Annotated in this window: 18 protein-coding genes; 16 read left to right on the top strand and 2 right to left on the bottom strand. The window is 58.0% G+C overall.

From position 1 onward, the window contains the following. Positions 1 to 284 precede the first annotated feature (284 nt). From glgA to ACUXUR_RS13595, 16 genes are all read left to right on the top strand, one after another. The gene (gene glgA / locus ACUXUR_RS13670) at positions 285 to 1,814 is read left to right on the top strand and encodes a glycogen synthase GlgA (protein ID WP_445502909.1); all 1,530 of its coding nucleotides are present in this window, start codon (positions 285 to 287) and stop codon (positions 1,812 to 1,814) included. Between the two features lie 260 nt (positions 1,815 to 2,074). Further along, positions 2,075 to 3,358: an urea ABC transporter substrate-binding protein gene (gene urtA / locus ACUXUR_RS13665; protein ID WP_445502956.1), complete on the top strand. Its 1,284-nt coding sequence runs from the start codon at positions 2,075 to 2,077 to the stop codon at positions 3,356 to 3,358. A gap of 63 nt (positions 3,359 to 3,421) precedes the next feature. After that, entirely contained in the window at positions 3,422 to 5,011 is a 1,590-nt protein-coding gene (gene urtB, locus ACUXUR_RS13660; RefSeq protein WP_445502908.1) for an urea ABC transporter permease subunit UrtB, read from the top strand. Beyond that, on the top strand, positions 5,008 to 6,144 hold the full coding sequence (gene urtC / locus ACUXUR_RS13655) for an urea ABC transporter permease subunit UrtC (protein ID WP_445502907.1): 1,137 nt from the start codon (positions 5,008 to 5,010) through the stop codon (positions 6,142 to 6,144). The genes urtB and urtC overlap by 4 nt, the downstream gene beginning before the upstream one ends. Positions 6,145 to 6,148: 4 nt before the next feature. Then, positions 6,149 to 6,901 carry an urea ABC transporter ATP-binding protein UrtD gene (urtD, locus tag ACUXUR_RS13650; RefSeq protein WP_445502906.1) on the top strand — a complete coding sequence of 251 codons (753 nt, stop codon included), beginning with the start codon at positions 6,149 to 6,151 and terminating at the stop codon, positions 6,899 to 6,901. 2 nt (positions 6,902 to 6,903) lie between these two features. After that, on the top strand, positions 6,904 to 7,599 hold the full coding sequence (urtE, locus tag ACUXUR_RS13645) for an urea ABC transporter ATP-binding subunit UrtE (protein WP_445502955.1): 696 nt from the start codon (positions 6,904 to 6,906) through the stop codon (positions 7,597 to 7,599). Then, complete coding sequence (locus ACUXUR_RS13640; protein ID WP_445502905.1) at positions 7,574 to 8,428, top strand: urease accessory protein UreD; 855 nt, start codon at positions 7,574 to 7,576, stop codon at positions 8,426 to 8,428. Before urtE ends, ACUXUR_RS13640 begins: the two co-directional genes overlap by 26 nt. A gap of 9 nt (positions 8,429 to 8,437) precedes the next feature. Continuing rightward, the gene (locus ACUXUR_RS13635) at positions 8,438 to 9,058 is read left to right on the top strand and encodes an urease subunit gamma (protein WP_445502904.1); all 621 of its coding nucleotides are present in this window, start codon (positions 8,438 to 8,440) and stop codon (positions 9,056 to 9,058) included. Further along, positions 9,058 to 10,785 (top strand): urease subunit alpha, encoded by a 1,728-nt coding sequence (ureC, locus tag ACUXUR_RS13630; RefSeq protein WP_445502903.1) that lies wholly within the window; start codon positions 9,058 to 9,060, stop codon positions 10,783 to 10,785. The genes ACUXUR_RS13635 and ureC overlap by 1 nt, the downstream gene beginning before the upstream one ends. A 1-nt stretch (position 10,786) precedes the next feature. Beyond that, the gene (locus tag ACUXUR_RS13625; RefSeq protein ID WP_445502902.1) at positions 10,787 to 11,266 is read left to right on the top strand and encodes an urease accessory protein UreE; all 480 of its coding nucleotides are present in this window, start codon (positions 10,787 to 10,789) and stop codon (positions 11,264 to 11,266) included. Continuing rightward, positions 11,214 to 11,960 (top strand): urease accessory protein UreF, encoded by a 747-nt coding sequence (locus ACUXUR_RS13620; RefSeq protein WP_445502901.1) that lies wholly within the window; start codon positions 11,214 to 11,216, stop codon positions 11,958 to 11,960. The genes ACUXUR_RS13625 and ACUXUR_RS13620 overlap by 53 nt, the downstream gene beginning before the upstream one ends. Further along, positions 11,957 to 12,580, top strand: a complete 624-nt coding sequence (gene ureG / locus ACUXUR_RS13615; RefSeq protein WP_445502900.1) for an urease accessory protein UreG — start codon at positions 11,957 to 11,959, stop codon at positions 12,578 to 12,580. The genes ACUXUR_RS13620 and ureG overlap by 4 nt, the downstream gene beginning before the upstream one ends. Before the next feature lie 13 nt (positions 12,581 to 12,593). Beyond that, positions 12,594 to 13,166, top strand: a complete 573-nt coding sequence (locus ACUXUR_RS13610; RefSeq protein WP_445502899.1) for a HupE/UreJ family protein — start codon at positions 12,594 to 12,596, stop codon at positions 13,164 to 13,166. A 527-nt stretch (positions 13,167 to 13,693) separates the two neighbouring features. Next, entirely contained in the window at positions 13,694 to 14,425 is a 732-nt protein-coding gene (locus ACUXUR_RS13605; protein WP_445502898.1) for a LuxR C-terminal-related transcriptional regulator, read from the top strand. 47 nt (positions 14,426 to 14,472) lie between these two features. Further along, positions 14,473 to 17,106 (top strand): hybrid sensor histidine kinase/response regulator, encoded by a 2,634-nt coding sequence (locus ACUXUR_RS13600; RefSeq protein ID WP_445502897.1) that lies wholly within the window; start codon positions 14,473 to 14,475, stop codon positions 17,104 to 17,106. 118 nt (positions 17,107 to 17,224) lie between these two features. Further along, the gene (locus tag ACUXUR_RS13595; RefSeq protein ID WP_445502896.1) at positions 17,225 to 18,604 is read left to right on the top strand and encodes a pilus assembly protein TadG-related protein; all 1,380 of its coding nucleotides are present in this window, start codon (positions 17,225 to 17,227) and stop codon (positions 18,602 to 18,604) included. A gap of 67 nt (positions 18,605 to 18,671) precedes the next feature. Here ACUXUR_RS13595 and ACUXUR_RS13590 read toward each other — a convergent pair whose 3' ends face one another. Further along, positions 18,672 to 19,637 (bottom strand): type II secretion system F family protein, encoded by a 966-nt coding sequence (locus ACUXUR_RS13590; protein WP_445502895.1) that lies wholly within the window; start codon positions 19,635 to 19,637, stop codon positions 18,672 to 18,674. 8 nt (positions 19,638 to 19,645) lie between these two features. Further along, the gene (locus ACUXUR_RS13585) at positions 19,646 to 20,641 is read right to left on the bottom strand and encodes a type II secretion system F family protein (RefSeq protein WP_445502894.1); all 996 of its coding nucleotides are present in this window, start codon (positions 20,639 to 20,641) and stop codon (positions 19,646 to 19,648) included. Positions 20,642 to 20,650: the final 9 nt, after the last annotated feature.

Here is a 20,650-nt window from a genome sequence, read left to right as displayed (position 1 = left end):
GGATCTCCCAATAATCGGGGCACTTGTAATCGAGGCACTTGCGAACGAGCTTCGCTGTGCAATGTTCCCGGCCCTTGAAAAGTGACGGCTAAGGTTGCGGGAATCATTTTCACAATGCGAGATGCTCTCGGCGAAAAGTTCCAAGGATCCTGCGACATAATCGCCGCGCCCGGGTTAGCTAACAATAATCAGAATTTTTGTGGAACCTTCTGCGGGAATGAGCGTTAAACAACCTGACCTGCTTTGGGCGCGGGGGTCATTGGGGAGCGCGCCCTCGTGATAACATGTTGGAAACATTTCAACCGGAAGCTGGTGCGGCTTTCGCGACGGTAGCACATGCCGAGCTGCATCATGATCGTCCGCCTTCGATTTCAGTAACGCGTAAACAATCCATCCTTTTCGTGACATCCGAAATAGCCGACTACGTAAAGGCGGGTGGTCTCGGGGAAGTTTCGGCTGCCTTGCCGCGAGCGCTGCGGCATCACTATGATGTCCGTATTCTGATACCAGGATACCGACAGGTTCTCTCGCAAATCGGGTCGGTCGAGGAGATTGCGCGGCTGCCGGCCTCTTTCGGTATTCCGGCATGTGGCCTTGGCCGTGGGATGACGAAGGACGGGTTGACCGTCTATGTCCTTCTGTGTCCCGAGTTGTATGAGCGTGACGGATCGCCCTATGTCGATCCTTTTGGTGTGGACTGGAGCGACAACGATATCCGATTTGCGCGTCTTGGCCTGGCAGCAGCCGACATTGCCTGCGGCAACGGCGATCCTCTATGGCGTGCAGACCTTCTGCATCTCAATGATTGGCCATCGGGATTAGCAGCTGCGTACCTCTCTTGGCGCGGGGAGCATATCCCGACCATTCTCACCATTCACAATCTTGCCTATCAGGGCATCTTCGAACGCGATCGGTTATCGCGTCTCGGCATTCCGGATGCCGCTTTTCACATCAATGGCGTGGAGTTTCATGGAAAGCTGTCTTTCCTGAAGGCAGGAATCTTCTATGCGTCCCATATTACGACCGTGAGTGCGACCTACGCTCAGGAGATCACCCGGCCCGAGTTCGGCTGCGGCCTCGATGGTCTCTTGAGAACGCGCGCGAGCCAAGGTCGTCTCGATGGCATCATCAATGGCATCGATCCGAGCTGGGATCCCGCCAAGGATCCTTATCTGGTGAGTCGCTTCTCGGCAGAGAATGTCCGGGGCAAGCGCGCCAATGCCAGCAACGTGCGCAAGAGCTTCGGGCTTGATCTCTCCAATGGCCCGCTTTTCGCCGTCGTTTCCCGTCTCGTCCATCAGAAGGGTGTGGATCTCGCGATTTCAGCGGCCGAAACCATCGTGTCGCAAGGCGGGCAGATCGCCGTCATCGGTCAGGGCGAACCCCGTTTCGAAGCGGAACTCCAGGCTCTTGCTCATCGCCATCCGGGCTCGGTGGGCGTGAAGATAGGCTATGACGAGGGTGATGCGCGCCGCATGTATGCCGGCAGCGATTTCCTTCTCATGCCGTCCCGTTTCGAGCCTTGCGGATTGAGCCAGATGTATGCTCAGCGTTTCGGATCTTTGCCGATTGCTCATAAAACGGGCGGTCTGGCCGACACCATTGAGGATGGCGTGAATGGTTTTCTTTTCGGAGCGCCCTGTGTCCATCGGTTCACCGATGCGATCAGGCGGGGCCTTGAGACCTTCCGTTCACGGCAGCGCCTCTCGGCCATGCGTCGGGCCGCGATGAACAGGCCTCATGGCTGGGACCGCTCCGCCTCTAAATATAGGCAAGTCTACGAGCGGGCCTATCAGACGGCAGCATACGTCTAATTCCACTCCATAGCGGACAACATGGCGGGTGAGCGGTTTCCGTTCAGCCGCTTTTTTTGTGCAAGAGAACTGAAAGGCAGTTGCGGTCTCGCCTCCAATCTCTGCCGCTTTTTCAATCAGCGTGCTCAATTCTCGTCCTGGAGAGGGGGACTTGAACCCTTGAAGGGCTCGATCCGCCTTAAAGCTCATATTGGCATGGTTATTGCTTGTGATCCCGTGCTGCACCTCAAACAGGGCAGGCGAGGGAGAGGACCATGTCGATGTTGAAGATGACACGTAGACGCCTGATCGCGCTGGCTTCGGCCGCACTGGTTTCGGGCGCGATGGCGGGAGCCGCACAGGCACAGGAAACGATCAAGGTTGGCATTCTTCATTCCTTGTCAGGCACCATGGCGATCAGCGAGACCACGCTGAAGGATGCCATGCTGATGCTCGTCGAAGAGCAGAACAAGAAAGGCGGCCTGTTGGGCAAGAAGCTCGAGGCTGTGGTGGTCGATCCAGCTTCCGATTGGCCACTTTTTGCGGAGAAAGCCCGTCAGCTGATCAGCCAAGACAAGGTCGCCGCCGTTTTCGGCTGCTGGACCTCAGTGTCGCGCAAGTCCGTTCTGCCAGTCTTCAAGGAACTCAACAATATCCTGTTCTATCCCGTTCAATATGAAGGTGAGGAGAGTGAGCGCAACGTGTTCTACACAGGCGCCGCGCCGAACCAGCAGGCCATTCCTGCCGTCGATTACCTCGCCAAGGAAGAAAAGGTGGAGCGCTGGGTGCTCGCCGGTACCGACTATGTCTACCCGCGAACCACGAACAAGATTCTCGAGGCTTATCTGAAATCCAAGGGCGTCAAACCTGAGGACATCATGATCAACTACACGCCGTTCGGTCACTCCGATTGGCAGACGATCGTCGCGGACATCAAGAAATTCGGCTCGGCAGGCAAGAAGACGGCCGTGGTCTCCACGATCAACGGCGATGCCAATGTACCCTTCTATAAGGAGCTCGCCAACCAGGGCATTAAGGCTACGGACATTCCCGTCATCGCCTTCTCCGTCGGTGAGGAAGAACTCGCCGGCATCGACACGAAACCTCTCGTCGGCCACCTGGCCGCATGGAATTACTTCCAGTCGGTTGATACGCCTGAGAACAAGGCTTTCATCGAGAAGTGGAAGACCTTCACCAAGAACGAGAAGCGCGTCACCAACGATCCCATGGAAGCTCACGTGATCGGCTTCAACATGTGGGTGAAGGCGGTTGAGAAGGCCGGCACGACCGATCCGGACAAGGTGATCGATGCGATCGTCGGCGTGCAGGTTCCGAACCTGACCGGCGGCGTATCCGAGATGCTGCCGAACCACCACATCACGAAACCGGTTCTCATCGGCGAGATCAAGGAAGACGGTCAGTTCGAAACCGTCTCGCAGACGGATTCACTCGTGCCTGGCGAAGCCTGGTCGAAGTACCTCGAAGGATCGAAGGACCTAATCGCCGATTGGAAGACGCTCAAATGCGGCAATTACAACACCGTCACCAAGAAGTGCGGTGCCTAACTAGGTGAGCAGAGAGCGACTGTATGGCCGCTCTCATCCTTTTCCATTTTCGAAGTTCGATTCATGTCCAGCTTGCGCAATGTTTGGCCGGCCTTTGTTCTGCTGATCGGTATGGTTGCCAGTGCCATGGCAGGCCCCTATGAGGAGGCACTGCCGAAATTTGCCGCTGACAGCTATGCGGATACGGAGGCTGCTCTTTCAGCAATCGCAGGCAGCGGTCACGCCCGGGCTCTAATCGTTGTCGAGGCGCTGCGGGACGGCCGTCTCCTGGTCGGGGCTGGGCAGGTCTATCTGAAAGAGACTTCGGGCACCCTTGTTGATGCCGCAACAGGGCAGGCGGCAAATCCGGGAGGAAGCCTCAAGCCGGTTCGGGTGAACAACCGTGTTCGGCGTGCCATTGAGGCGGCTTTGGGCAGCCTTACGCTGCTCAGCGCCGATCCGGCAACCCGTCTCAATGCAGCTCGCGCTGTTTTCCGCTCTCGGGATGTCGCCGCCTTATCGGTGCTCGAACGTGCCATCGCTCAGGAGAGCGATGTCCATGTGCGAGATGCGTTGGAGAGTGCACGCGCTGCGATCATCTTAAGCAAGTCCGACGCTTCGATTGCGGACAAGAGAGCAGCCATCGCGATCCTGGGCGCGCGCGGCGACCAGGAGGCTCTTGCTCTCCTCACCACATTGCCCGCCGGTGCGTCGCCAGAGCTCGTCAAAGCTGCAGGCGCCGCCGCAGAGGGCATTCAGACGCGCTTGGCGTTCTGGAATGCGCTTCAGAATGTCTGGTACGGCATTTCCCTTGGATCGGTCCTGCTTCTGGCCGCGATCGGGCTTGCCATCACCTTTGGAACCATGGGCGTGATCAACATGGCCCATGGCGAGATGGTCATGATCGGGGCCTACATGACTTTCGTGGTGCAGGAACTGATCCGTGCCCATGCACCAGGCCTCTTCGATGCCTCTCTGTTTATCGCATTGCCGCTTGCCTTCCTTGTTGCCGGGTCTGTGGGCATTCTGATCGAGCGCGGAGTGATCCGCTTTTTGTATGGACGACCGCTGGAAACCCTGCTCGCGACATGGGGTCTGTCGCTCATTCTGCAGCAGGGAGTGCGAACCATCTTCGGTCCGACTAACCGTGAAGTCGGTACACCGGGCTGGATGAGTGGCGCGCTTGAAATCGGTGGGCTGAGCCTGACCTACAACCGCATCGCCATTGTAGTTTTTGCCTTCTCGGTCTTGACCGTTCTTCTCCTCGTCATGCGCTATACGTCGCTCGGCCTTTACGTCCGGGCCGTCACGCAGAACCGGCGCATGGCGGGTTCCATGGGGATCCGAACCAATCGCATCGATGCGCTTGCCTTCGGCTTGGGCTCCGGCGTGGCCGGTATCGCCGGTGTTGCCCTGTCGCAGATCGACAATGTCAGTCCCAATCTTGGGCAGGGATATATCATCGACAGCTTCATGGTTGTCGTGTTCGGCGGCGTCGGAAATCTCTGGGGCACTCTGGTCGGCGCCATGACGCTTGGTATCGCGAACAAGATGCTCGAGCCTTATGCAGGCGCTGTCCTCGGCAAGATCGTGCTTCTCATCGCGATCATCCTTTTCATCCAGAGACGTCCGCGCGGATTGTTTGCGCTGAAAGGCAGGGCGGTGGAAGCATGAAGGCTCAATCCGTGCTCGATAGGCAGTCCGTCATCGTCTTATCCCTTCTGGCTGTGGCGGCTGTTCTGGTGCCGGTCCTGAACGGACTGGCTGCCCCGGGTTCCGCTCTGCATCTGCCTGACCATCTTGTTCCGCTGCTTGGAAAATACATCTGCTTTGCTCTTCTGGCGCTCTCTGTCGACCTGATCTGGGGCTTTTGCGGCATCCTTTCACTGGGGCACGGCGCCTTCTTTGCGCTCGGCGGATACGCCATGGGCATGTACCTTATGCGTCAGATCGGATCTCGTGGCGTTTATGCTCATCCTGTCCTGCCGGATTTCATGGTTTTCCTGAACTGGAAGGGGCTTCCCTGGTTCTGGTATGGCTTTGACGTCTTTCCATTCGCGATGCTCATGGTGCTGCTGGTTCCTGGCATTCTCGCCTTCATCTTCGGCTGGCTTGCCTTCCGCTCTCGCGTCACAGGCGTCTATCTCTCCATCATCACGCAGGCGATGACCTATGCGCTGATGCTGGCCTTCTTCCGCAATGACATGGGCTTCGGCGGGAATAACGGTCTGACCGATTTCAAGGACATTCTGGGTTTTCCTCTACAATCCGCCTCGACGCGTCTTGTCCTGTTCGTGTCGTCCGTCGCTGCACTGGGAGCAGGGTATCTGCTGTGTCGCTGGCTCGTCAGTTCCAAATTCGGCAAGGTGCTCGTGGCAGTCCGCGACGCTGAGAGCCGAACACGATTCCTAGGTTACAGGGTTGAGCATTACAAGCTGGCTGTCTTTACGATCTCCGCAATGCTCGCAGGCATAGCCGGCGCGCTCTATGTGCCACAGGTCGGCATCATCAACCCGAGCGAGTTCGCTCCTGCGAACTCCATCGAACTCGTTATTTGGGTGGCCGTTGGCGGGCGCGGAACGCTGGCTGGTGCTATTCTGGGTGCACTGGTCGTGAATGCCGGCAAGACTTGGTTCACGGGGGCGCTTCCGGAGTTCTGGCTGTTCGCCCTGGGCGGCCTCTTCGTCTTTGTCACGCTGTTCATGCCTCGCGGCATTCTCGGTGCGGGGCAGGGGCTGTGGGGGAGCGCACGGCAAAGGCTCGGATCAAAGCCTTCTCCCGAAGCAGTATCTCAGGCGGCAGAGTAGAACCATGAGCGCACCCGTTACGCCGGCCCTTCTTTATCTCGACAATGTTACGGTCTCCTTCGATGGCTTTCGGGCGTTGAATTCACTGTCTCTTGCCATCGACCATGCGGAGATGCGCGCCATTATCGGTCCCAATGGAGCGGGCAAGACGACGATGATGGATGTGATCACGGGAAAGACGAGGCCCAATGAAGGGACTGCGCTCTTCGAAGGATCTCATGACCTGACGGCTCTGGATGAAGCGGCCATCGCTGAACTCGGCATCGGACGCAAGTTCCAGACGCCGACCGTGTTCGAGATGCATTCTGTCGAGGACAATCTTCTTCTCGCGATCAAGGGCAAGCGCGGGCCTTTCTCGATGCTGCTCTCACGGCGCACGGCGCAGGAGAGGGAGAGAATTGAGGCTCTGCTCGAACGCATTCGCCTGACTGCCTATCGTCATCGCAAGGCAGGTGAACTGTCCCACGGCCAGAAGCAGTGGCTCGAGATCGGGATGCTGCTGGCGCAGGAACCTAAGCTCTTGCTGATCGACGAGCCTGCCGCTGGTATGACCGACCAGGAGACCGCCGATACAGCCGAACTCCTGCGTGACATTGCCAAAACGAAAGCGGTTGTTGTGGTAGAGCATGACATGACCTTCGTGCGCGATCTTGATGTCAAGGTCACGTGTCTTCACGAGGGCTCCGTGCTCGCGGAAGGGTCGCTCGATGCGGTCAGCGAAAACGAGCGCGTGGTTGAGGTTTATCTGGGCCGATGACGATGCTTTCAGTTGAGAAACTGTCCTTATTCTACGGCGCGGCCCAAGCCTTGCGCGGGGTATCCGTTGACGCCGCTGTGAGTGAGGTCACCTGCATTCTTGGCCGTAACGGTGTCGGAAAGACATCTCTTTTGCGGGCCATCGCTGGACACCGGCCGATTTCGGACGGGACGATCCGCTTCGATGGCAAGGACATTGCTCGTCTGCAGCCGTTCGAACGCGCAGCTTTAGGCATTGCCTACGTTCCACAGGGGCGAGAGATTTTCCCACTGCTGACGGTTCGAGAGAACCTGGAAACCGGCTTTGCGCCCTTGAAGCGCTCGGAACGCCGGATCCCAGATGAGGTGTTTGAGCTCTTCCCCGTTCTCAAATCCATGCTGAACCGGCGTGGCGGAGACCTTTCCGGCGGACAGCAGCAGCAGCTCGCGATCGGCAGAGCGCTCGTGACACGGCCTCGACTCCTCGTGCTCGATGAGCCGACGGAGGGCATTCAGCCTTCGATCATCAAGGACATTGGGCGGGCGATTGCCTACTTGCGTGAGCGGAAGGACATGGCCATTCTGCTGGTTGAGCAATACTTCGATTTTGCTCGAGATTTGGCTGACCGCTTCGTGGTCATGGAGCGTGGCGAGATCGTTCAGAAGGGCGATCGTCAGGCGCTTGAGGGCGACGATGTACGTCAACGCTTGGCCATTTGACGGCGCTTCACAGGTGACCGCTCCTCAGCGTCAGCGCGCCTTCGGACGTGTCGCATTCAGTGCGGCGGGGTTGAATGGATCCACGCGCCCGATGCGCATTGAGGAAAGCGGTTCCATGCGCATTCGGATCCCAAAGGGTGAGGGGGCCGGTCTCGATGCCGTTCTCGTGAATACCGCAGGCGGTATCGCTTGCGGCGACCGTTTCACTATCGACATTGAGGCGGGACCTAGAGCGGCTATCACGGTAGCGACACCGGCAGCGGAGAAGGTTTACCGTTCTGACGGGCCTGTTGCGGAACTGGCCGTATCGCTGAATGTGCATTCCGGGGCGCGCCTCGATTGGCTCCCGCAGGAGACCCTTCTGTTCGATAAAGCACGCTTGGTCCGTCGGCTCGATGCGACAATCGAAGAGGATGCGCATCTGACTTTATTCGAGGCCGTTGTGTTCGGCCGTGAAGCGCGCGCCGAGCATATTACCGATGGCCTGTTTGAAGATCGCTGGCGTATTCGTCGCGGGCGACGCTTGGTTTACGCCGATACGTTACGGTTGGACGGCCCCATCGCAGATCTGCTGGAAAGGCCGAGTATCGGCAACGGTGCTCGTGCTTTCGCAACCTTGATCCATATCTCACCGGAGGCCGAGTCCCGTGTCGACTCTGCTCGCGAGCATCTTTCTTCTGGAAATGGCTGTGAGACTGCCGCCAGCGCCTGGAACGGGCTGCTGGCCGTGCGGTTCTGCGCGATGAGCATCGAAGCGCTGCACGGCGCGACTATCCCATTTCTCCTCGCATTCCGCGGCGCGCCTCTGCCGCGTGTCTGGCTCAGCTAGGATAGCCTCATGCAACTCACACCCCGTGAAAAAGACAAACTCCTCATTGCGATGGCCGCTATCGTCGCACGCAAGCGCCTTGAGCGCGGCGTCAAGCTCAACCATCCGGAAGCCATCGCACTTATTGCGGATACGGTGGTGGAGGGAGCCCGTGATGGAAGATCCGTTGCGGAGCTGATGGAGGCTGGCGCCCATGTCATCACCGCCGATCAGGTCATGGAAGGCGTCGCTGAGATGATTCATGACGTGCAGGTCGAAGCCACGTTTCCGGATGGAACGAAGCTTGTCACCGTTCATCACCCGATCCGCGGCGCCGCCTCAGTGGATGTGCCGGGCGAGGTGAAGGCGCGAGCTGGCGAGATCGTGTTCAATGAAGGGGTCGAGCGTATCGCACTGACAGTCGCCAATACGGGTGACCGGCCGATTCAGGTCGGGAGCCATTATCATTTCTATGAAACGAACCCGGCTTTGTCCTTTGACCGGGAGAAAGCACGCGGCATGCGGCTCGATATCGCGCCAGGCACGGCGGTGCGCTTCGAGCCTGGAGCGACACGGGAGGTGGTGTTGGTCCCGCTTTCCGGCAAGCGCGAGGTCTATGGCTTCCGCCAAAGCGTGATGGGAGCGCTCTGATGTCGAATACGAGAAAGCCTTCCTCTCTCCCGCGCGCAGCCTATGCCGATATGTTTGGCCCGACCAAGGGAGATAAGATCCGTCTTGCCGACACCTCTCTCATGATCGAGGTTGAAAAGGATTTCACAACCTACGGCGAGGAGGTGAAATTCGGCGGCGGCAAAGTCATCCGCGACGGAATGGGACAGTCGCAGACGACACGGGCCGAGGGAGCCGTCGATACTGTCATCACCAATGCGGTGATCCTTGATCACTGGGGCGTGGTGAAGGCCGATATCGGGATCAAGGATGGGCGCGTCGCCGCTATCGGCAAGGCCGGCAATCCGGATGTGCAGCCCAACGTCGATATCATTATCGGTCCAGGCACGGAGATCATTGCAGGCGAGGGCAAGATCATCACGGCGGGCGGCTTCGATTCCCACATTCACTTTATCTGCCCGCAGCAGATCGAAGAGGCGCTCATGTCGGGGATCACTACGATGCTTGGCGGCGGCACGGGACCGGCGACTGGCACCTTCGCCACCACCTGTACGCCCGGCCCCTGGCATATCGCGCGCATGATCGAGGCGGCGGATGCTTTCCCGATGAACCTGGCCTTCACCGGCAAGGGCAATGCCTCGCAGCCGGGTGCGCTGGAGGAAATGATCCAGGCTGGCGCCTGCGCTCTCAAGCTGCACGAGGACTGGGGGACCACGCCTGCCGCTATCGATTGCTGCCTCTCGGTGGCCGATGCCTATGACGTGCAGGTAATGATCCACACGGATACCCTGAATGAGTCAGGCTTCGTCGAGGATACGATTGCGGCTTTCAAGGGACGCACTATCCATGCCTTCCACACGGAAGGTGCAGGCGGTGGACACGCGCCGGATATCATCAAGGTGGCAGGGCTGCCCAACGTGCTGCCGTCCTCCACCAACCCGACGCGTCCCTACACGGTGAACACGATCGACGAGCATCTCGACATGCTCATGGTCTGCCATCACCTTTCACCCTCGATTCCGGAAGATCTGGCCTTTGCCGAGAGCCGCATCCGCAAGGAGACCATTGCGGCGGAGGATATTCTTCACGATATCGGGGCGCTGTCCATGATGTCATCCGACAGCCAAGCCATGGGCCGCGTCGGAGAGGTCATCATTCGCACCTGGCAAACGGCTCACAAGATGAAGGTGCAACGAGGCAAGCTGCCGGGAGAAACAGGCGAAAACGATAATCTTCGCGCGCGCCGCTACATCGCGAAATATACGATCAATCCGGCCATTGCGCATGGCGTCTCCAAGCATATCGGCTCAGTCGAAGTCGGAAAGCTCGCCGATCTCGTGGTCTGGACACCCGCCTTTTTCGGCGTGAAGCCAGATCTCGTTCTGAAAGGGGGGGCGATCGCGGCTGCGCTCATGGGAGATCCCAATGCCTCGATCCCGACTCCGCAACCCGTGCATTACCGGCCCATGTTCGGAGCCTATGGGCGGGCGCTCGCCACGACATCGCTGACCTTCGTCTCAAAAGCGGCCGTAGAGAATGAGCTGGCATCCAGGCTTTCCGTTCAAAAGAAGCTCGTCGCGGTCGAGAACGTTCGCAGCGGCATCGGCAAGAAGGACATGGTGCTCAACGACGCCACGCCTGTGATCGAGGTCGATCCCGAAACCTACGACGTCCGCGCCGATGGCGAGTTGCTGGTCTGCGAGCCCGCAAAGATCCTCCCCATGGCCCAACGCTATTTCCTGTTCTGACATGATCCGCGCCATATCCATCATTCGCCGCGAGAACGTTGACACCGACCGCATCGTCGATGTGATCACTCTTGACCATGGGGATCGCCACCGCCGCCGCATCGTGCTGAATGCCGATGGCGGCACCAGCTTTCTGCTCGATCTCGCCAAGGCAGACGTGCTGGAGGACGGCGATGCCATCTGCCTGGAGACAGGATGGCTGGTCGAGGTGAAGGCTGCTTCCGAGCGTCTCGTCGAGATCAGGACAGACGATCCTCTCGAACTCCTGACGCTGGCTTGGCATATCGGAAACCGGCACGTACCCGCGGAGATCACGCGGGACGCGATCTTTATCGGCTATGATCATGTGCTGGTCGACATGCTGCGCGGTCTTGGGGCTCGGGTCGATATCGTCGAGCGTCCCTTTTGCCCCGTGCGCGGGGCTTATCATGACCACGGCGTTCATTCGGAGCACCAGCATCATGGACATGCCCATGGATGATCGCAGGCCGCTTCAGAAGATTGATCGTGAGGCAATGGCGATCCTGCCGCTTTTTGCCTGGCTGTCGCCATCCTATCCCGTGGGCTGCTATGCCTATTCCCATACTCTGGAATGGGCAGTGGAGGCAGGAGACGTCACGAACGAGGAAACGCTCGTTGCCTGGCTTGGCGACTTTCTGACATTGGGGCAGGGACGCAATGATGCAATTCTGCTCTGTCATGCCCATGGTGCGGTGAGATCAGGCGATGCTGCTGCTCTCGAAGAGGTCAACGAACTCGCGCTTGCTCTCTCACCGTCGGCCGAGCTCTATCTTGAGACGAGCCAGCAGGGGCGGAGCTTTCTGGATGCGACGTTTGCAGCATGGCCTTCTCCTCTGTTGATACCGCTGGAAGGCGACGTCGCTTTTCCTGTCACCATCGGCATGGCCACGGCAGCTCATGAAATCCCTTTGACCACTGCCGCAGCTGCTTATCTCTTTGGGCTGGTTCAGGCTCTCGTTTCCGCTGCCATCAGGCTGGCGCCGATTGGCCAGACCGCGGGCATTCGTGCCTGCGCATCATTGGCCGCCATTGTCCAGGATGTAGCGCACCAGGTTCTTGATCTGTCGCTCGATGATATCGGCAGCGCGACCTTCCGTGCCGATCTCGGCTCCTTCCATCACGAAAATCAATATACGAGGCTCTTCCGCTCATGAATTTTCAAACGGGACCCCTTCGCGTCGGTATCGGTGGGCCTGTCGGCTCCGGCAAGACGGCATTGATGGAAGCGCTCTGCAAAACCTTCCGTGAGCGCTACGATATCTGCGCCATCACCAACGACATCTACACCAAAGAGGATGCGCGCCTTCTGACAGTCGCAGGTGCTCTTCCGGTCGAACGCATCATGGGTGTCGAGACGGGCGGTTGCCCGCATACGGCTATTCGTGAGGACGCATCCATCAACCTGGCTGCCATCGCCACGATGCGAAAGCGTTTTCCGGCTCTCGATATCGTTCTGGTGGAGTCCGGGGGCGACAATCTCGCAGCGACCTTCTCACCTGAACTGGCCGATCTCACGATCTATGTCATCGATGTGGCGGGTGGAGAGAAGATCCCGCGCAAAGGCGGTCCCGGCATCACCCGCTCGGATCTGCTCGTCGTCAACAAGATCGATCTGGCACCGTATGTCGGTGCAGATCTCGCTATCATGGAGGAGGACACAAAGCGCATGCGTCGCCAGCGTCCTTATGTGTTCAGCAATATTCGTGAAGGTGTCGGGGTCGATGCCATCGCGAAGTTCATCGAGCAAGCCGGCGGCTTGGCTGCGGCTGCGTAAGAGGAGGATTTCGATGAGATTGATGCGTTCAATTCTGGCAATCGGTGTAGTGGCCAGCGCCACTCCGGCCTTGGCCCATACGGGTCAGCACCTCATCTCCGGTTTCGCAGCCGGCTTCGGACATCCGTTCACAGGTCTGGATCATATCCTTGCCATGGTCAGCGTTGGCCTGTTCGCCGCCTTTCTGGGCAGTCGAGCGATCTGGGCTGTCCCTGCAGGCTTCATTGCCATGATGCTCGTCGGCGGAGCGGTGGGGATGATGGGAGTGAGCATTCCTGCCGTAGAGACTGGCATTGCTGCCTCTGTCATTGTCCTTGGAGCACTGATGGCATGGGGGCGCTCCTGGCATCCGGCCGCAGCGATGGTGTTTGTGGGGTCCTTTGCTCTCTTCCACGGCTATGCGCACGGCATCGAGTTTCCCGGAGGAAGCAGCGCTCTCGCCTATAGCACGGGCTTTGCTCTTGCGAGCCTTGCCCTGCACCTCTTTGGCCTTGCTATGGGTGCCGGCCCAACTAGACAAAGCCAAGCGTCGCGCATTTCAGGCGTGGCCGTTACTTTGGCAGGCCTATGGGTTGTTTTCGGATAGCATTGCCGCGCGGTCTTCAGGCCGCGCGGTTCCTTCTGGTTGAAAAAGTTTGCGTTTATGCAGGTCAAGTTGCAGGGGCGCGCTTGTTTTTCTACGGGTTGGCAGATGTCGCCACTTCTGCGGCGCTCATATTTTGCAATTTCGCAAAATATATATGCACTTTGTCGTGTGTAATAATAGCACGAACCGTGCCAGTGTCCCAGATACGCTTATAACCTTGGGGAGCCGTAGTTTTCCTGTCTATACCTATCTGTGTTCCTGCTTAGAGCGCGAAGACAAACCCTGTTCACACCAGCTCTATGATTATAAATGTAATTACGTAATCGTTGAGCGTGGCGTCTGAAATAGTTCTGCTGGATGTGCGGAAATCTTCAAAGAACAATGTTGTCATTGCTTTATTTATACGGAACGGTGTATCATGCTGTTCTTCCATTAAGAGTGCGGCAAGTTGAACCGTGTAAACAATAAGAATTGACTTCTGTCCTATCCTTGTCGATCAGACATGTGCTTTGAAGGGGGGAATAATAATGGGGGCGCCTGCGCGCATCGGCCTTATTGCCGATGATGATGCGTATTTCCGAATGGCCGTGGGTGCAATTCTTATTCGGCAGTTCGGTTTCTCAGAGATCATCGAGGCAGGTTCTTTGGATGAGGCTCTGGAGCGACTGGGCGAGCATCCGAACATTGGGGTGGCGCTGTTCGACCTTTCCATGCCGGGCATGAGAACGCCCACAAACCTGCGCACGGTTCGGGAATGCTTTCCCGATACGCGGGTCGCCGTTATTTCAGCATCCAGCAATCGCCGCAATATCCTCCTGGCTCTTGAGGCGGGAGTGCATGGTTACATGCTCAAGAGCCTGAGCATTACGGATCTTGCTGCTGCCCTTCAAACCATTTTCGATGGGGGGATCTATGTGCCTCCCTGCTTGGCGGATATTTCCGGCACGCCTGTGGATGCGACGGAAGAAGAACCGCAGAAGGCTGCAGAAAAGACCGAGCCGTCAGCGCCCGAGCCAGAACCGGAGCATGGTGAACCCATCAGCCCTCTGACGCCACGCCAGCAAGACGTGCTCGATCTTCTGGTACAGGGCAAGACCAACAAGGAGATCGCCTTGGCTCTCGGCCTCGGAGAGGGAACGGTCAAGATCCATATGGCAGCGATCTTCCGCTACTTCGGCGTGAACAACCGCGCCGCAGCGGCAGTTGCCGGCGCACGCCCTTATCCGAACCGCCGTCGCAAGCTGATGAGCGGCATGTAATTCAATAGAAGTGCGTCGCGATGGGGCTCGCCTACAGAGTCAGAATAATGCGAGCAGGGGCAAAGCTGCTCCGCCTGCACCGGGATAGTCTTCTCTGGCGCTTCCTGCTGATTGGGATCGCAGCTCTGGCGCCGCTGACCGCCGCTCTCGTCCAATTCGCGGGCGATGAGCGAAAGCTCGCGATGAAGGCAACGCGGGAGCGCGCTGAAATTCTGATTTCCTACTCCGTCGATAGCCAGAGCCATATTATTAGTGCGGCGAGCACGGCATTGGGTTTCATGAGCGAGGCAGAGGCGCTCCAATCCGACAGGAGGACGTGCGAAGCAACCCTGCAACGTCATCTGAGCATGTATCGTTGGATGAGCGCAGTTCGGGTCTTAGACCCGAGCGGTAATGAAATCTGCAGTACCCATGCCGATGCCACGGCGCCGAACTTCGCGAAGCGTGAATTCTTCCGCCGTATTCTCAATGGCGAGCGATTTGCATTGAGTGAGCTTGCTGTCGACCCGACGAACGGTAATCTCAACATGACAGCGGCAGTGCCGATCCTCCAGAACGGCCGGATCAAGGGCATGATCTCTGCTGATGTGCGGCCTAGCCTGCTGGATGAGCACTCTCTCACCCAGTTCGGTCCTGATCTCGACGTCAACATGCTCGTGATCGATCGTAACGGCACTCTTGTCGCTCATTATCCCCCTAGAAAGGACCTTGTTGGCCGGAACCTTCAGGGCTACGACGTCGTGCAGAAGGCCCTTGCTACCCCGCAAGGCAATGCGGAGGCAGCGGACCTTATGGGGACCTCCCGGCTGTTCGTGTTTCGAACCCTGCCGGGGACCGAGGCCATACTCGCGATCGGTTTGAACAGGGCATCGGTGATCGGCCCGATCGATGAGACGCTGCGTTACAGGATTTTTCTGGTCATTGTGATCGTCAGCGGCTCTCTTCTCCTCGGCTTGCTCGGTGTCGAAGGGTTGATCCTGAGACCTTTGCGGAGCTTGGTTCAGACGGCAGAGGCGCTTGAGCACGGACGCTTCAATGTGCGCTCACCGTACAAAGGGGCAGGTGAGGTTCGCATTCTCGAACGCGCCTTCAACAGGATGGCTCAGGCCGTTGCCGATCGAGAGAAGGAACTGGTGGCGGCCAAGGATGTGGCGGAGAAAGCTCTCAGCCAGGCCAATATCGCCGGCCAGGCAAAAACAAACTTCTTGGCTTCGATGAGCCATGAGATCCGAACGCCCTTGAACGGCATCATCGGCTATACGGAACAATTGCTGGATGAGAGGCTCAGCGCAAAGCAGAGGCGCTATGCGGACCTTATCCAGGTGTCCGCTTCCGCCCTGCTGACGGTTGCCAATGATATTCTCGATTTCTCCAGCATCGAGGCCGATCAGATCAAATTGCGGATCGAGCCATTCTCGCTCGTCTCACTCGTCGACAACACGGTTTCGATTGTAAGCAGCGGCGCCGGCAAGAAAGGCGTGCCGATCTGGATCGAATGTGATCCAAATGTTCCGAAAATGGTTCTGGGCGATGAGGCGCGCCTGCGCCAAGTCCTGCTCAATCTCCTGAACAACGCCGTGAAGTTTACGCGCGAAGGGCAAATCACGACGCGCCTGGAGAGCAAAGGAGTTTCCGAGGCGGGGGATGTGATCCGCATTTCCGTGACCGACACAGGAATCGGCATCGCACCAGAGCAGCATAGCCGTCTCTTCAAGCGCTTCTCTCAAGGCGACCCATCCATTCGCCGCGAGTTCGGTGGCACGGGGCTGGGGCTTGCCATTTCCAAGCGCTTGGTCGAACTGATGGGCGGCCAGATCGGCGTGGACAGTGAGCAGGGCAAGGGGTCAACCTTCTGGATCGAGCTGGCATTACCTCACACGGAGATGCAACTGCCACTCGCGACTGAAGCTGGCTTGCCTCGGGCCGCCAAATCGGCCCGTATCCTCATCGTCGAGGATGTCGATATCAACCGGGAGTTGGTGCAGACCCTGCTTGAATCCGCGGGGCACGTCATCGACGCCGTCTCCAATGGGGAGGAGGCAGTCGCAGCTGTCCAGACCACAACCTACGATCTGGTGCTGATGGATATCCAGATGCCGGGAATGGATGGAATGACGGCCATCCGTGAAATCCGCCGCCTCGATCACTCCTCCAGTCAGGTTTTCGTTGCTGCCATGACGGCGAATGTCCTGCCGCAGCAGGTGCGCGACTTTATGGGTGCCGGGTTCAATGATCATATCGGCAAGCCTATTCGGCGCGATGATCTTTTCCGAAAAATGAGGGAATGGCTTCCCGATACCGCGGGGGGAGCGGACTTCCATTCCGATGCGCGCTCAGGAGGGCTGAGCGTCTTTCAGGAAAAACACTTTGTCGATTTCAAGAACACGATTGGTGCAGACCGGGTCCTTCAATGGCTCATGCGGCTTGACGAGCAGTTGGCCGCAACCTTCGCCAGCGATATGTTCGCGGGGACAGATCGTCGCCACATTGCAAGGACTGCCCATGCCATAACCTCCCAAGCAGCCCTTTTGGGTTTCTCGGATCTGGCCGAGTCCTGCACAGCTCTCGAGCGCGAATGTGGAGCGGGCAACGACATTTCCGTGCCTCTGAAAAACGTGTGCCATGCCGCCCAGGTGGTTCGGGAAGTGATCGCCTGCATGACCTCTCCGTCACCTGCATAGCGCAATCGGCCTAGACCATTCAGGGGAATGGAGCTGGCTTTAGGAATGAGGCAAAGTTTCATATCCTAGGCTAGGCTTGAGCGGGTACCTTCCGGTGCTTCCCTCGGAGAGCAGAAGAATGACCCAAATCCATCGACCGCAATTTCGGATGTCGGGCGTTCTGTCTCGTCTGAACACCTTTTGGAAGAATGAGGGCGGGGCAGCAGCCGTTGCAGTGGGCATCATGTCTCCCATCATTATCGGCGGCATGGCTTTGGGAGGTGAGACAGGATACTGGTACTATACTCAACGCAAGCTCCAGCATGCGGCCGACGTCGCGGCTCACGCGGCCGGAGTTCGCAAACGCGCAGGCGAAAGCGGGGTGCCGCTTCGCACAGCGGCCACTCAGGTAGCCTCTGCGTCGGGCTTTTTGCCCGTAATGACGGATGCCAATCCTGATCCTGCTGTTACACAGCCAATCGCAGCCAACCTGACCATCAACAATCCACCGCAGGCTGGTGGATTTGTCGGCAACACAAAGGCGGTGGAGGTTATTCTCACGGAGACCAAGCCGCGTCTCCTGTCCTCGATCTTCTCCAACGAGGCCGTCGAAATCAAAGCCCGCGCCGTTGCAAAGCTCGACGGAGGCTCTCCTGCATGCGTCGTGGCATTGTCTGAAACGGCACCGAGAGCCGTCGAGGTTTCCGGCAATACCAGCGTGACTCTCAACGATTGCAGCGTCGCTGCCAATTCGGTGCAGCCCGATGCCTATTTCATGCCGAATTCCACGGCAGACCTCACGGCCGATTGCATCAGCACAGTCGGCGGCTCTTCCGTCAAGGATTCGTCAAGCGGCCTATTGGATCTGAAGGTTTGCGAAAGCGTGCAGGAGAATGCGCCGCCGGTCGCGGATCCCTATGCCGACGTTCCGGAGCCGGTCGTTACAGTCTGTGATGAACCTAAAAAAGTTGTATCAGGTCTGATCGAGACGAACCGCACCGATCCCGTCTACGGTCCAATAAAGGTCTTCTGCTCGGGTATCGAGGTTGAGGCAAACACGACCGCCGAATTCAAACCCGGTCTCTATGTCATCACCAGTGGGGAGTTGAAGGTCAACAACAATGCGACATTGAAGGCGACTGGAGCGACTTTCTTCTTTGCCAACAACACGACCGCTTCGATCTCAGGTTCGGCGGTGCTCGATCTATCTGCGCCGACGACGGGAACGTTCGCGGGTCTCGTATTCTTCGGCTCAAGCTGTGAGGACGCTCCGACCGAATGCGGAGAGGTGTTCAAAATAACGGGCAACTCGTCCACCACCAGCATCAAAGGCGCCATCTATCTGCCGGGATCGGCGATCGAGTTCCTTGGAGGCACGAATGCAACGTCGAGCTGCCTTCAGATCATTGCCGATAGAGTAACCTTTACAGGTAACTCAGAAATCGAGATGGGAGCGGCGTGCGCGGGAACCGGGACAAAGACTGTCCTCGTTGGGGAAGTCGTGAAGCTCGTGGAATAAGACCGGGCGAACTTTACTCAGGTCACTAAGAAGCGCTCTTCGCGAATTTGGGTCAGCGTTGCAATCGCTAGATGCTCATGATCTTGATCACGGCAGGCGTGATGATGACTGCGAAGAGAACGGGCAGGAAGAACAGGATCATTGGAACGGTGAGCTTGGGCGGAAGCGCTGCAGCTTTCTTCTCGGCCTCGCTCATGCGCATGTCTCGGTTTTCCTGAGCTAGCACCCTCAGGGATTGAGCAAGAGGAGTGCCGTATTTCTCCGACTGGATCAGGCTCGTCACGACGCCCTTGACGCCATCGAGGCCGGTGCGCTCGGCCAGGTTCTCGTAGGCCTTTCGGCGATCCTGGAGATAGGACAGCTCTGCCGTCGTCAGGCTGAGCTCTTCGGCGAGCTCGACGCATTGGGAGCCGATCTCCTCCGATACTTTCCGCAAGGCGCTCTCGATGCCCATGCCGCACTCGACGCAGATCAGGAGGAGATCCATCGCGTCGGGCCAGGACCTGCGGATCGCCTCCTGCCGCTTTGTGATCTTGTTCTTCACGTAAAGCTGAGGGGCGAAGTAGCCGAACCAGGCAGCTGCAACCGCAATACCCAGCTTGACGAAGAGCGGGTGCTGCAGACGCAGCACAACGAAGACATAAAAGATAGCGACGAGGAACATCACCAGAGGTGCAATCGCTCGGATCGCCAGAAATGTGATGACAGGGCTCTGTCCACGGAAGCCGGCCATACGCAACTTCTGGCTAAGGTCCCCATCCTCTATGCGCTTTTCGAGGTCGAGCCTGTCCACAATCGCCTTGAACAGCTTTTTTGGCTCGCTTCGCAGAGACGGCTGCTTGTTCTTGGCATTCAGGCGGGCGCGCTCTCTCAAGCGAATGCGCTCCCGCTCACTGGCAACTTGCGCCATTCTGGTATTGAGTTCGTCGCGAGCGAAATAGGGCCACGACAGGACAAGAATGGCGCCGCCGACCGAAATCGCGGACGAAAAAGCAATGATGAAATCAGTGTTCGTGAGGAGGGCTCCGAGCATCACATGCCTCAGAAATCGAAATTGATCATCTTACGCATGACGAGAATTCCGATCAGCATCCAAAAACCAGATGCCGCAAGCGTTAAATGTCCTGTGGTGGTGGTGAAGAGAAGGTTGATATACTCAGGCGAAGTCAGATAGATGAGAACAGTGACGACGACAGGCAGGCTGCCGATAATGCCTGCCGAGGCCTTGGCTTCGGAACTGACGGCCTTGATTTTCGCTTTCATCTTCTTGCGCTCACGCAATACTTTGGAAAGGTTTGCGAGAGCCTCCGAAAGGCTGCCGCCCGTCCGGCTTTGCAGGGCGATAACAATGGCAAAAAAGCTCGCTTCCGGGAGAGGAATACGTTCGGCAAATTTCTGAACGGCCTCGTCCATGGGCACGCCCAGGGTCTGATCCTCCAGAATGACGCGAAATTCGCTTCTGACAGGCTCCTGCGCCTCCAGTGAAATGATCCTCAGGCAATCCACCAGCGGCAAACCCGCTTTGACGCCACGGACGATCACATCGACAGCATTCGGGAACGCCTCCGAGAATTTCTTGAAGCGGCTGCCCCTCTTACCATTCACGTAGAGATAGGGGAGAAGAAGCCCGCCCGCCACGCCAAAACCGATGGAAGGAATGGGACCGATACCGAAGGCAGCCAAGGACGTCAGGAAGGAGACGGCACCAGCAATGAGGCAGACCACATAATACGTTCTGAGATTCCAGCTCAGGCCCGCCTGGCGCATGCGGGCCGTCAATGTGAGCTTGGAGGTCTTCTTGATCTTTTGCTTGTCTTCCAGCTCGCGCAGGGTGGCCTCAACAGCCTTTCTTCTCTTGGAATCGTCATTGCCTACGACGCGGCCGGCGACCGGCCCCGTTGCGGCAATGGCTGCGAAGCGCTTGTAGCTCTCGGAACGGCGCTCGATGTAGGAATAGAACAGGGCGATAACAATGCCGCCTGCGCAGAAGGTGGCGAGCAGGGCAATGTAGACGGGAATGAGCTCTTGCGTCAGCATTCTGGCAGC

This window comes from Microvirga medicaginis (assembly GCF_052658925.1).
This window is presented reverse-complemented; position numbering and strand designations above follow the sequence as displayed.